At 38.2% G+C, this 12038-nt stretch carries 13 protein-coding genes; 2 read left to right on the plus strand and 11 right to left on the minus strand.

Going from position 1 to position 12038, the window contains the following annotated elements; genetic code table 11:
- Positions 1-96: 96 nt before the first annotated feature.
- From virB11 to ACFIK3_RS07630, 10 genes are all read right to left on the minus strand, one after another.
- Positions 97-1167: a P-type DNA transfer ATPase VirB11 gene (gene virB11, locus ACFIK3_RS07585; RefSeq protein ID WP_375676495.1), complete on the minus strand. Its 1071-nt coding sequence runs from the start codon at positions 1165-1167 to the stop codon at positions 97-99.
- Positions 1164-2324 (minus strand): type IV secretion system protein VirB10, encoded by a 1161-nt coding sequence (virB10, locus tag ACFIK3_RS07590; RefSeq protein ID WP_375631334.1) that lies wholly within the window; start codon positions 2322-2324, stop codon positions 1164-1166. The genes virB11 and virB10 overlap by 4 nt, the downstream gene beginning before the upstream one ends.
- Complete coding sequence (virB9, locus tag ACFIK3_RS07595) at positions 2317-3183, minus strand: P-type conjugative transfer protein VirB9 (RefSeq protein ID WP_273790957.1); 867 nt, start codon at positions 3181-3183, stop codon at positions 2317-2319. Before virB9 ends, virB10 begins: the two co-directional genes overlap by 8 nt.
- The gene (locus tag ACFIK3_RS07600) at positions 3180-3884 is read right to left on the minus strand and encodes a virB8 family protein (protein ID WP_273790958.1); all 705 of its coding nucleotides are present in this window, start codon (positions 3882-3884) and stop codon (positions 3180-3182) included. The genes virB9 and ACFIK3_RS07600 overlap by 4 nt, the downstream gene beginning before the upstream one ends.
- The gene (locus ACFIK3_RS07605) at positions 3838-4152 is read right to left on the minus strand and encodes a type IV secretion system protein VirB7 (protein ID WP_273790959.1); all 315 of its coding nucleotides are present in this window, start codon (positions 4150-4152) and stop codon (positions 3838-3840) included. Before ACFIK3_RS07605 ends, ACFIK3_RS07600 begins: the two co-directional genes overlap by 47 nt.
- 210 nt (positions 4153-4362) lie before the next feature.
- Positions 4363-5340 carry a type IV secretion system protein gene (locus ACFIK3_RS07610; protein ID WP_273790982.1) on the minus strand — a complete coding sequence of 326 codons (978 nt, stop codon included), beginning with the start codon at positions 5338-5340 and terminating at the stop codon, positions 4363-4365.
- The gene (locus ACFIK3_RS07615) at positions 5327-5812 is read right to left on the minus strand and encodes a type IV secretion system protein VirB5 (protein WP_375657849.1); all 486 of its coding nucleotides are present in this window, start codon (positions 5810-5812) and stop codon (positions 5327-5329) included. The genes ACFIK3_RS07610 and ACFIK3_RS07615 overlap by 14 nt, the downstream gene beginning before the upstream one ends.
- Positions 5809-8163 (minus strand): VirB4 family type IV secretion/conjugal transfer ATPase, encoded by a 2355-nt coding sequence (locus tag ACFIK3_RS07620; protein ID WP_375637760.1) that lies wholly within the window; start codon positions 8161-8163, stop codon positions 5809-5811. The genes ACFIK3_RS07615 and ACFIK3_RS07620 overlap by 4 nt, the downstream gene beginning before the upstream one ends.
- A gap of 22 nt (positions 8164-8185) precedes the next feature.
- On the minus strand, positions 8186-8494 hold the full coding sequence (locus tag ACFIK3_RS07625) for a type IV secretion system protein VirB3 (RefSeq protein ID WP_273723684.1): 309 nt from the start codon (positions 8492-8494) through the stop codon (positions 8186-8188).
- Positions 8495-8815 (minus strand): TrbC/VirB2 family protein, encoded by a 321-nt coding sequence (locus tag ACFIK3_RS07630; RefSeq protein WP_273790962.1) that lies wholly within the window; start codon positions 8813-8815, stop codon positions 8495-8497.
- Between the two features lie 398 nt (positions 8816-9213).
- On the opposite strand from ACFIK3_RS07630, the gene ACFIK3_RS07635 reads away from it, so the two are divergent.
- Positions 9214-9939: a hypothetical protein gene (locus ACFIK3_RS07635; RefSeq protein ID WP_375643565.1), complete on the plus strand. Its 726-nt coding sequence runs from the start codon at positions 9214-9216 to the stop codon at positions 9937-9939.
- Between the two features lie 1050 nt (positions 9940-10989).
- A complete protein-coding gene (locus ACFIK3_RS07640) occupies positions 10990-11220 on the plus strand; it encodes an EexN family lipoprotein (protein WP_375669797.1) in 231 nt (76 codons plus the stop codon).
- A 332-nt stretch (positions 11221-11552) separates the two neighbouring features.
- On the opposite strand, the gene ACFIK3_RS07645 is transcribed toward ACFIK3_RS07640, so the two are convergent.
- Positions 11553-12038, minus strand: a 486-nt coding sequence (locus ACFIK3_RS07645; protein ID WP_375660323.1) for a tyrosine-type recombinase/integrase, incomplete at its 5' end; no start/stop codon positions are given.

Here is a 12038-nt window from a genome sequence, read left to right on the forward strand (position 1 = left end):
TTTCTCTGTTTTCTGTTTCTTTGGTTTTCACGCATTTTTCCTTTTATTTGCAATCGTTTCTTTAAAAGAGCCTTTGGCAGCCGGTGTGATCTTCCTTTAGTCCCCTCCAAAGATGTTTCGTTGTTTGAAGGGATCGTAATAAATTTCTGTGACTTTAAATTTTCCTTCAATCCGTTTGCATTGGATGATGATATCAATCATTGAAATCAACAGTCCTCGAATATCATCACGCTCTAAATCACCACCGCCTTCACTTTCTTTGACCAAAAGGGTCATCTGCTCAAAGGCTGCAAGGGCTGTTGAGGCATGAACCGTTGTAATGGAGCCTGGATGACCTGAATTGACATTGCGGATATAATAAAAGGCTGTACCATCTCGAAGTTCTTGCAAAAGAATACGATCAGGACGCATCCGTAAAGATGATTCAAGCAACTCTTTGGGGCCAACGGAGGCTAAGCCTTGTCCATCTTTTGAATAGAACATTGAGACATGGTTAGGGTGTGGTATCACCAATTCTTGTGTGTCTTCGATGGTGATAATACGCTCTTCTTGAGGGATTTTTGCGATTAATGCTTTTGATAATGTTGTTTTACCCGAACCGGTTTTTCCCGCAATTAAAATATTTTTTTGGCATTCTACAGCTTGATTTAAAAAGGAGACAAAGTCTTTATTACAGTAGGCATGAGCTAAGTTATGCTCGATGATTTTGAGTTCGTTAAAACGAGAATGATAGTCATGCAAGGGCGTGAAAGATACCCGTTCACATAGCGAGAAGAGGCCCTTATTTGCGAGCTCTTCGAGAGAAAAACTCTGCGATGACGGTTTACGAATTGTCATACTAATCGTGTCTTTTTCGACAGCGGGCGGAATGACAATTTGAATACGCTCATTGCCTGGTAGCGTTGCAGATAATATTGGGTTTTTGTCCGATATGTTTTGCTTGGAATAGGATGCGACAACTTTCGCAATCCCCATAAGCTCATTAAAAGAGAGAGCCGGAGCTTCTATTGTTTTCCATCCATCAAACCCTTCAGTCATTATTTGATAGGGACGATTGATAACAATTTCAAAGAGACTATCATCTTTCAAAAAAGTACTGATGGGTTCAAGTTTTGTGAGAACAATCGCAACGGTTTCATCGCTCATGGTATGTAAGTTTGAGTTCATTCTAAAGTTACCGCCGAATTTTTGTAAAAGTTTCTTGAAACAGCTCGATTGATAATCTGTTTTTTGTTTTCGATGACTTTCAATTTATAAACGCTGGAAAAATCTAAATCGCGGGCAACAAAGATATTCACCATTTCCCCTTGGTTTTTGGATAATGTTGGAGGAATATTGGCGTAATTTTCTACGAGAATGTTTGCGATGTTTTGTCCTGAAGAGACTGTTTCAGTTTCTTCTTTTTCCTGTTTTTTTGATAAACGTTTATTGGCATAGTGTGTTACATCTTTTATTAGTGATACAAGAAGCGCAGACCCAATCCTCTCAAGCCAATGGTTATCAATATCTCCATCCATACCAGAACGCCCTAAAGCATCCGTTGCCGGTGAAGCTAAGGATATAATGATACCATTGGGGGTTTTTGCTCTATTCCATAGTACAAAGAGACGTGTTTGGCCTTTTTTCAATCCGGCGCGATATTCACCAACAATTTGGGTGCCTTTATCAAGAAGGACAACACGACCATTGTCTGATAAGATATCTCTGGAAACAATACAACTGGCAAAACCTTGTTGATCACTGTTGATGGCTGTTTCTAAAATACAAGGGATAGACGTTCCCATCGCGATGATGTAGTTTCGATTGCCAAGGGTTGAAGCACGAATACCTTCAAGCACTGTGGGTTTAAGAAGATGATTAAAACGTTGTGTTATTTCATCAGGTTTGCTTTCAAGTTGGTGAGGCAAAACACCATTATTTGTTTGTGAATTTATTTTGCCTTGTTGTGTACTTGCATAAGCTAATACAGGAGCACGTTGTGCTGCTTCCAGCAGTGAGTTATCAGAATTTAATTGATTGATGTTTGGTGTTGGTAGCTCGACTTTTGGTAATAGAGCGTTATTTCGTTGAGGCTGTTCAAAGGGGGGAGGGGTAGGCTTTGCAGGGCGAAAAAGCTCTGTTTGTTTTATAACGTTTCCTTCTTTTGAAGATTCAATTGGTTGTTTTTTGTCTGTAACAAGTGTTGAATAGGCTAAATAAAGACAGACACTGAAAAGAATAATAAGAGCAATAGCTTTCCCCACATTGTTCTGTTGACTTTTCCCTTGAGCATTTTTTATTGTATCGCGATCATTAATGCTTTTTTCATCCACGGTGTTATTCATGGCTGCTTCCTAGGTTCATTTTACGTTGTACAGATGGTGATGTCGTACCTGTTTCAGGATTAATTCCTTCTGGTACGAACCTTTTATTAAAGATGCACAATACTTCATTCCCACGTCGTAACGTGAATTGTGCACCTGTTGCATGAACAATAACTTTGTTGCCTTTAATCGATTTGGGAATAAGCGCTTCTTGCCCATCAGGCGATACAATGTAAATGGCAGGGATTTCAATGTTGCCTAAAAAGATAAAGGTTGTTGTTTTCCCATTATCATAGACAGAAGCGGGTTCAATAAGGGAAGAGCCTTGGGCTTCATAAGCCCAATTGCGTGGTCCAAAATCTTCATGGATATTTAAAATATCATTGACAAAGTTTTCTTCACGTTGTTTTTCTTTTTCTGCTTCGGCTAATTTCTTACGTAATGCTTCATCTTCTGGGTAACGAAACTTTACCAAGAAATACGTCTCATTGCCGGCTGAAACATCACCTTCACGGACTTGTAGCTCGAATTGATAAGAGCGTTGTGTTCCATCTTGGCGGCTTGTGACAATTTGTAAATTGGTCACAGGTTGGACTTCACGTGGTTTGAGAAAAACAAAGTGTCCAGCCGGAGCAACTTGCCAAGCAACCGAATTTCCAATTCCTACATAGGTTACTTCTTCATCAACGGCAAATTCTAGTTGAACCGAAGAGCGAATGGAGCCAATGATTTGTACGACGTTGTAGGGGTCATAATTGACAAATCTGATGCGGTTATCTTTACGTGCACTGACAGGCGCTGTTTCTGCAAGTGAGAGAACTGTGTGAAAGCTGAAAGTGATCGTAAAAATTAAAGAGATTGTTTGTAAAAGTCTGATCATTTTATCACCTCTGGATCAGATCTATATTCCGATACTTGAAAACCAAGAGGGTTGATAAGACGATCAGACGTTGAAATGTGTGCGTTCACGTAGGAAAAATTTAAGATTGAAATCCAATGGGAAATATTTTCTTTTTCATTAAAGTCTCTGATCGTTTTATAGTAACGAACTTGGATAAGATCTTTGCTTATAAAAGAGATTGATTTGATTGTGACCGTAGCAATCATGTTATGATAAATATTTTGCGGACTTTCTGGATTATTGCCCGCGTACCATTTTGCAAAACGGTTTTGTTCTTTTGGAGAAGATAAAAGAGAAACTAAGCGAAAATTGTTTTCTGCTTCGGATGCTTGAAAACCTTCACGAGCACGAACATATTGGCTGGCAAAATAACGCGTTATCGCTTCATCATAGTCGTTAGGGGATTCTTTTAGGGCGCTTACAGTATCAATAATGCCTGTTGAGTTATCAACGCGGATAACAAAAGGCTCTACTGTTTTCAAAGGCGTCAAAGCTGCGACAGCTAAAGCCAGCGCAATCGTCATCAATCCCAAAAGCACTGTTAAAGCCATGGAAATTTTCATCCGCACGCGCATGCTATGCATGCGATCAATGTCAAATGAGCGCGCTTCTTTTATATATTCTTCAAGGGCATCACTTTTCACGCATAACCTCCACTTTTTTATCAGATCGTGCTTCATGAATAACCGGCTTTAATAAAGCTGAATTGAGTGCCAAATTGGCTGTTACCTTTTCACTTTCCAAAGTATTGAGAATGATGGGAGTGGTAACAGGCTTTACGCTCTTTTCTGAGTGGACAACGTTTTTATTGTCCCAATTCCACTTATCTTTATTTAAAGCACGTGTATGTTTGCCATTACAGCGTGGTGGTTTTTTAGGGCCACTCAAAGAGGCACAACCAGTAAGAGCGATTGTTAGGACCATAACAAAAGTTATTTTTCGTTTCATTTTTTGAACTCACAAATATCTTGGAATACAATGCATGAGAGCCTTTATTCTGAACATTTTTACAAATTTATATGATGCAAGATTTTGATTGGTTTTGTTGTAAGACCCAAGATGCTAGATCTTTCATGGAAAAAGATCATGGTGCGTGCGCCAAAGGGCGCACGCAAGGCAAAAACAAAAATGCTTATTCTTTTAAAGAGGTGCTTTATCTTAAAATCGACCACGACCACCTCCGGATCTTCCTGCTTTTGCCGCCGCACCTGCCGCACCTTTACCGGCAGCTCCTGAGATTTGTAAAGTGGCACTTTTTATTGCATTCCCACTCGCTCTTGCACTATTGGCAAGCATTGTGAAAACCTGTCCTCCTGAAGAGACAGCAGTGTTAAAGTATGGTCCGCCAGAGGCCAGCGCTGTTGCAATACCGGGAAGCGCACGGAAGATAATAACCCCTATGATCGAAATGACGATGACAGGGGGGAAAAGAACATAGATTGATTCATATGAAACTTTGAGAACCTGTAGGATAACTTGACATATAATGGTTCCAAGCATGATCACGAGAACTTGTAAAATGGTAAAATTGATCAAAGTTGTAATCCATGCATCGGAGTATTTTCGCGTTGCATTGAACAAATACAAACTAATGAATAGAGGACCAAGACCTATAATCATGACGAGTGCAACTTGTGCAAACATTTGCACAATAAAACCACCTATACAAAAAAGAATAACCGCGAGAAGCATGATAGAACCAAGAAGACCCACAATGATCTTTTCAAAAAACCAAGCATTGTATAAGACTTCTTGATAGCGCGAACTTGCCTTTAACAAAATATAATCAAAAACATTGGAGCTTGCAGGATTGCTGTTAAGCGCATTCCCAATAGCGTTGGATAAATCTTTGAAGAAAATATCCTTGACGTAAGTATTAAATGTATCCGCATTCGTTGCCATTGTTGTAACAACAACGATTTTAACAACATTATTGAGAAGACTATGCATGGAAAGCGCAACGCGACCTGTCATAACATTATAGCCATAAAGAAAGATAAAAATGATTGCAGCGAGATTTAAGGGCGCTGAAATAGCAGAAGATAGCCCACTCACCGTTGTGTCCATCACATTATCTAAGGGTTTTAAAATATACCCAGAAACGCTTTCAAAGGGAGAAAAACTAAAGTCTGACATTTGTATTCGTACTTTCAAGTTTTTCTTTTAATTGTTTTTCTTTTTCTTTTAATTGTGCCTCAAGATGTTTATGCTTTTGTTGTTCCTTTTCTTCACGTAATTCATCTTTTGTTTTCGTATCTCTTGCTTGAATCATATCGAGAGACTGAAGTTTTAAAGAACTTACTTGAAGATCTGCTTGAAGAAGAGAAAGCTTTACTTGAATCTCTTGTTGAAGGGCTTGCAATTCTTCTGGTTTTTTTTCTGGTTTTGATTTAATATTTTCAAGCTGTTGACTTATTTCTTTAATTTTTTTTGCAGTATCTGTTGCAGTCTTATAAATGGTTTCAGCTGTTTCTGATTTTGCAGTATTTAATTTTTGTGTGTTCTCGAGTGCTTGTTTATAATATTCCTCCGCATCGGGTGTCGTTTGTGATATTGCATGAGAAATAAAAGAAAAAGATAACAGTGTAACTAAGCCATATTTTTTCATTGATTTTTTCTCCTTTGATAAAATATGGGCAGCCATTTGTCAGGGTCAGCTCCATATTCGTTGATAATTTCATTCATGAGTTCAATGTTTTTTGTTGTGCCGCTTAAAACGGCGATCTCATCATTCATTCCACGTAAGTTAAGTTCTGCAACAACGGAACTTTGCCCCTGTTTGACGAGAAAACGACGGGATTCTCTGCTTAATTCTGACTGTATCAGTTCAAATTCACGCTCAGTAAGTTTGAAAGCTTCGACATAATCATTATAATTTGCTTTTTGATTTGGAAAAAATATTTGAGTGGGGCACTGCTCAATAATTGTGTGCGCGATTGTTGAGTTCAAAGCATCTTTAGGGCTTTGTGTTGCAAAGAGCATCATGCCATTTTGTTTACGGATTGTTTTTAGCCGATCTTGAGCAAAAGCTTTGAATGAATCATCTTCCAAAGCTTTCCAGAATTCATCAACGACAATAATGATGCGCCGCCCATCAATCAAATCAAGAATGCGGTGAAAGAGATACATCATTAAGGGACGCCGAATTTCTTCATTGTCTAAGAAATCGGTCATGTCATATCCAATGAATTGCGCATTTAAATTGAGATCATCTTGATCATTATCAAAAACCCATCCTAAATCATTGCCTCTAATCCAGCGTTGCAGCCGTATGGCAATCCCTTCTTTGGATGTGTTGTCAAAAAACAGTTGAAGTGCACCAAGAGAGCGCTGGGTTGGGGGTAAGTTTTCTAAGGAATCAATAGCTTTGGCGATATCTTGTCGCTCTTCTTCTGTTACGATTTGCCCTTCAGCGCTTACCAGCTTTAAGATCCAATTACGAAGAAAGATTTTATTTTTTTCGGTGTATTCCATGCCCTTTAAGGGAGCAATACCCGTGGGCTGCCCATTTTTTAAAGGTTTGTATTTCCCTCCTCCAGCCCGTACAAAAATCTCTGCTCCTTGATCTTTATCAAAAAAAACCATTGTTGGATTGTGTTTTTGTAATTGTGCAAGAAGAAAATTAACAATCACTGTTTTACCGGATCCCGATGGACCACAAACAAACGTGTTTCCAAGATCGCCATAATGAAAATTAAAATAGTAAGGTGAACCAGCCTGTGTTTTTAGCAATGCGACAGCAGCTCCCCAAACATTATCGTTCAGTTTGCCAACGGGAAAAGAATGGAAAGGCGATAAAGCGGCAAAGTTTCTGCTAGTAATGGCGCCTGAACGCGCCCGATAGCTAAAGTTTCCAGGAAGCTGTGCCCACCATGCTGCTTCCAATCCTAAATCTTCTCTGGCAATCACCGCTCCTCCATTGGTTAAATGGGAACGTGCTTTTGATAAGTTTTCAGACAATATTTTGGGATGATCAGCAAAAACAGCTAAAGAAATGTGGTGTTCTCCCAAAACAAAACGGTTTGATTCTAAATCATCTAGCGCTTCATCTAGTGCATCGATTTGTGAGCTAGCACGATCAGCTGCATTGATCATTTGATTTTGTTTGCGGCTCATAATCGCACTGGCGGCTGCCTTACTTTTAAAGACAAAGGATTGTGTTAAAATGAATTCAAATGGCACCGTAAGCAGACCATCAGTCATACCTGGGCGTGTTTTAGAAGGATACTCTTTCCATCCAAACATGCCCACAAAGCGTTCATTGCTTTCATGGCGAATTTCGATAATTTCTTTCCCAAAAATAACACGATCTGAGTAAATTGTTGAAGCAATAGTTCCAAATGTGAGAGGAATACGCTCACGTCTTCCCCCTACCAGCTGGTGGAGAAATTCACTTTGTTCGGAAAATAAAAGTCCTTCATGTTCATAGATTGATAGCAGACGGACTTCATATTCTTCCAAACCTTGCATAAGATCTTGACTTAACTCTTCGAGTTTACGAATAGCTTCCTCATCGGGTTCAGATTGTGTTTTCTTCGCTTTGCTCAAGCGCTGAAAAAATGAAACCAGCTTTTCTGTTTTATCCGCTGCCGGATTCCAAAGCAGTGAAATAAACAAATCATTTCTATACAGTTCTTGTGAAACCATTTTCTTTTTATATTTTTCATCTAATGTTGTTGCAAAAGATGAAAGAAAATGACCTTCTGGGTATATCGTTTCACGGCGGCGGATGATGTGAGAATATAAAGCAAGCCGTTCGTCTGCGATATTTTTTAAAAGGGTGTTTAATTGGTTGTGTAAAGAATTTAATTGATCAATATCCGCAGTGTCAAAATTTATACCCTCAACAGCCAACACAACCATTAAACAACGTGAATTTAAAGCAACGACATGTTGGTTGATGTAGCGTATATAGGGAATATATTCTTCAGGCAAAGTTTCCCGTTTCATTATTGACATCTGTTTCACCGGCTTCGTTCCTTCAGCTTAGTTCCTTATAAGTGCGGATAAGGCGTAAAGGGGAGGTCGAACCTCCTCCCCATCTGTTGAGGTTTTTTTGTTTTCCTCGGGTATTGAGCCATGCAAATAATACGCGAAATTGGTTGTGATCATACTTTGTCACTTCTCGCAAAATAAAGTGTATCCCAATCCCAAGACCAAACATGGTAAAATCACTGGTCAAAATGAAAAGAATGGATGTCGCCATGACATTAAGCGCCATCGCTTCCATTGTAACACCAGCAAACATGGCTGGGCGCGTACAGGCAAGGAAAAGAGTATCTTCGTTCATTTATGTTGTGCCCGCTAATTTACCAACGAGAGCAGGGGCACCAAAAACAATAGCAATCCCCAGAACACAGTAAGCTGCTTTGCGTAAGTCAATAAAGCCGTACATCCAACCAATCCCCACAGCAGCAACACATATAATTGCAATAAGCTTTGCCGTTGCACCCGTCATCATTGCGACAATGTTGCCTAAAACACCATCAAGATTCCCGAAACCACCTCCACTAGCAGCAGGAGCAGCATAAGAAAGATCAGATACAAAAACTGCCGTAAAAAGCAGCATGGTCACGATAAAAATGATGTTTTGGAATCTATTATCTGTCATTTTACCTCTCTTTAACAAATAATATTTGTTCATATGTCGACATTCCATTGCCTCTAACAAACTGGAGAGTGTTGTCATTTGATGACAGTTTAATTCTCCTCATTTGTTTGTTTTAAAAGCCTTGATCGTGGATCTGTTCACTCTCAAGCTCTTCTTCTTAAAGAGACAGAAGTCTTTTCAAATTGAGATTGTGCTACATGAAAATGGCAATTTTAAGTTGTACTCGTTTGCAAAAACAACAATATTAAAACAATGCAAGAAGGAATATTATTCTTTACAAAGTGTAGTTAATATGCAACACAGATATTTGAATTTTTTCTTTAAAAACAAGGGGATTGCTGATAAATAATGTGAAAGGATAGAAAAACAATGAATTTTTTGAGCGAGCGTGTTAAGAAATGCTATTTAAATTGATTGTTATTGTTTACATTATGGGTTCCATAGTGTGGGGATTAAGCCAATATAAAGATAAAATGGATTTCAGCATTCTTAAGACATTTGAGACGCAAGATATACAAGATATTGTCGATCTCTATCGAGAAGAAAAAAAGTTGGGTAAATTTATCACCAAACAGCAATTAGAAAAAAATGAATCAGATCTCGATTTGCAGAAGAGTGTTTCATTAAACGATGTTGCAAATAATGCTGTTGTTTTTCATGGTAAGGCCTCTGTTACAAGTGGGGTTACATTTAAATTACTGACGCCTTCTGCACAATCTTGGCGATCACATATCATCCGTGATATTCATCTTTATGGTGTAGACACATGTGCACCCCGTCAAAAAGCAAGATTAAATGATCAAGAATGGCCCTGTGGTGTGGTTACAATGGCTTGGCTTGTCACCAAAACACTTGGGCAGGATTTATCCTGTAAACAGGCTTTGATGCACAATGGTGTTTATTATGCGCAATGTTTTGTTCAAGGGGTTGATTTAGCTGAGGCAGGTCTTACAGAAGGTATGTTGGTACTCTCAAAAGAGGGAAAAAATCCTATTCCAGCCCAGTATCATCATGCGGAAGAAAAAGCACGTGGCAACAAGATTGGTCTTTGGTCAAGTGATTTCACTGAACCTTTAAAATGGCGGAGAGATAATGGATCTTACAACCCCTTTGCAAGTCCGTGATTGGTTTTAACGAACATATTTACTTAAATCTTTATAGAGAAAGCTTTATCAATAAAATTGTACCAAACCATAGAGCAAATTTGAATAAACCGTGAGATTATTTTCGTTTATGAAGTAAATGGATGATACTTCCTTTTTCAGGGAGGTTTGCTCTCAAAATCGCTCTTCTATTTTTACTTATGTGTTTTATACAAGCAGGAAAACTTCATTGTTGGTGGCAAAGCATTTTTGAGTATTTGTGTTTGAAGGAGAAAGTGAGACGATAAAAAACGCTCAAGAAACGGATTTCTAGAGCGAAGTTGAAAAAGTGAAAAATGAACAGCCCCCAAAATGGGATAACGTTTGATATAACTGATAGAATATTTTACAATGCCTTAAAAGAATTCCTAGCAAAAGTTTTCTTCATCAGAATTTTATCTTCAGGATTGGATCACGTTTTTTACTTCTTTAAAAGTGATCAATCTGTTGCATTCCTTGAAAAGCTTTCATAATTATCTGCTTCTAAATTCAGATTTCTAAAAGATGGATGGATTTCAAGTAGACTCTACACGAAGAAATCTTCGTAAAAATGATTTGCCTTGTTGATTGTTTTCTATGTACCGTAAAACGTTTCTATTTAAGCATTCGATGGGGGAACAATAATCAACATACAAATAGGTAAAAAGAGCTCATACTTTTTTGTTATGGCTTTGTCATCCATTGATCGTGAGACTTAAATATTATAATGCTCATAGGCTTTCTATAGGGCTAGGGGCGATGCTTATTGCAATGTAACTATTTGAAATTAGTTGGACAAAAGCATTAATGCGCCTTCTGATTTCGTCATTTGTGTTTAGTTTGGGCTCTTTCCTTCTCATTGTATTTTATGACAAACTCATATGATAGCTATTGTGAGCTCTTCTTTTCGTTATTTTACTCAGAGTGTTCACTTTGAAAGCAAGTCAGTGATAGTGAGGCTGTATTCTCATACAGTGTGAAAATTCAACCCTCATTTTGGGGGATGATATTAACAGATAAGATATTTAAAGAGGGATAAAATGAAAAAAAATTATTTTATTATGCACGGCTCTATTATTCGTCGTGGGGTGTGAAAAAAACTATAGCGTAGAAGATTTTAAAAAAGATGCAAAATTAAAAGAAGAATGGGGAACGAGGTGTTTTCTTTCAGGACAAGCTGTTAAGGAATCTAAAAACTGTCAAAATGTCTTACAAGCAGATACTGAAATGTTTTTCTCGCCAAAGCTTGATGTTACAGACCGTGGTCATGCATCTCAACAGTAAAGTGTGATATAAAAATTCTAAAATAAAGAAGTTACGGCTCAACGAATGCTCGCTTCTTCAATTGTTATAGCGGAATTTTTTATCATTTTTCATCTTTCAGATGAGCTCCCTAAATCATATTCGCAATCCTATTGTTTGTTTCAACTTTATCAGATTGAGGATTATGATCATGAGAGAACTAGATACATTGTCTTATAGAAATATCTCTCAAGGTATCCAAGCCTATTTTGCGACGCTGTTCGTAAAGGGTATATAAAAAGCAAGTAAAATAAAATAGTTATGTCTAATATGGGGGAATAGGTGAATCTTGATTCTATTGAGTTTTTTTGCCTCTATCCCTCATCTTTTTGAAGCTTTTTTATCGCCTCTATAGCTAACCTTTTACGGTCTGCGCTCTTTGTGTAAAGAGATGCCATAGCATCATTTGTCCAGCCAAAGAGTGCTTTCAATTGTGATACTGTTGCACCAGAGTTAGCTGCGCGTGTTGCTGCTAATTTTCTTAATCCATGCGCCGATTTTTTAATTCCAGCAGCATTACAAGCGTCTCTAAATGTATCGCCAAAGCTTTCTTTGGAGAGTTTTTGATTAGTTTTACTACAGATGAATGTTTCTACTCCAATAGGACCAGCTTCAAGCGTTTTGGCTAATTCCGGTAAAATAGGTAGAAAGACATCTGTTTGGAATTTACTTTTCTCTGTCTTGAGATGAATAATATTGTCTTTGACATCTTTCCAGCCAATTCGTACCGCATCACCACGACGCAAGCCCGTATATAAAAGAACATCAATCCAGACACGTTCATGGGTACCATGATGCCA

Origin of the sequence: Bartonella sp. CB10SXKL, from assembly GCF_042195515.1 — a bacterium.
Taxonomy (GTDB): domain Bacteria; phylum Pseudomonadota; class Alphaproteobacteria; order Rhizobiales; family Rhizobiaceae; genus Bartonella.

Coding starts and splice junctions, on each gene's coding strand:
- virB11 (WP_375676495.1), bottom strand. CDS start 1,167: ATGAACTCAAACTTACATACCATGAGCGATGAAACCGTTGCGATTGTT.
- virB10 (WP_375631334.1), bottom strand. CDS start 2,324: ATGAATAACACCGTGGATGAAAAAAGCATTAATGATCGCGATACAATA.
- virB9 (WP_273790957.1), bottom strand. CDS start 3,183: ATGATCAGACTTTTACAAACAATCTCTTTAATTTTTACGATCACTTTC.
- ACFIK3_RS07600 (WP_273790958.1), bottom strand. CDS start 3,884: ATGAAGCACGATCTGATAAAAAAGTGGAGGTTATGCGTGAAAAGTGAT.
- ACFIK3_RS07605 (WP_273790959.1), bottom strand. CDS start 4,152: ATGAAACGAAAAATAACTTTTGTTATGGTCCTAACAATCGCTCTTACT.
- ACFIK3_RS07610 (WP_273790982.1), bottom strand. CDS start 5,340: ATGTCAGACTTTAGTTTTTCTCCCTTTGAAAGCGTTTCTGGGTATATT.
- ACFIK3_RS07615 (WP_375657849.1), bottom strand. CDS start 5,812: ATGAAAAAATATGGCTTAGTTACACTGTTATCTTTTTCTTTTATTTCT.
- ACFIK3_RS07620 (WP_375637760.1), bottom strand. CDS start 8,163: ATGTCAATAATGAAACGGGAAACTTTGCCTGAAGAATATATTCCCTAT.
- ACFIK3_RS07625 (WP_273723684.1), bottom strand. CDS start 8,494: ATGAACGAAGATACTCTTTTCCTTGCCTGTACGCGCCCAGCCATGTTT.
- ACFIK3_RS07630 (WP_273790962.1), bottom strand. CDS start 8,815: ATGACAGATAATAGATTCCAAAACATCATTTTTATCGTGACCATGCTG.
- ACFIK3_RS07635 (WP_375643565.1), top strand. CDS start 9,214: ATGCTATTTAAATTGATTGTTATTGTTTACATTATGGGTTCCATAGTG.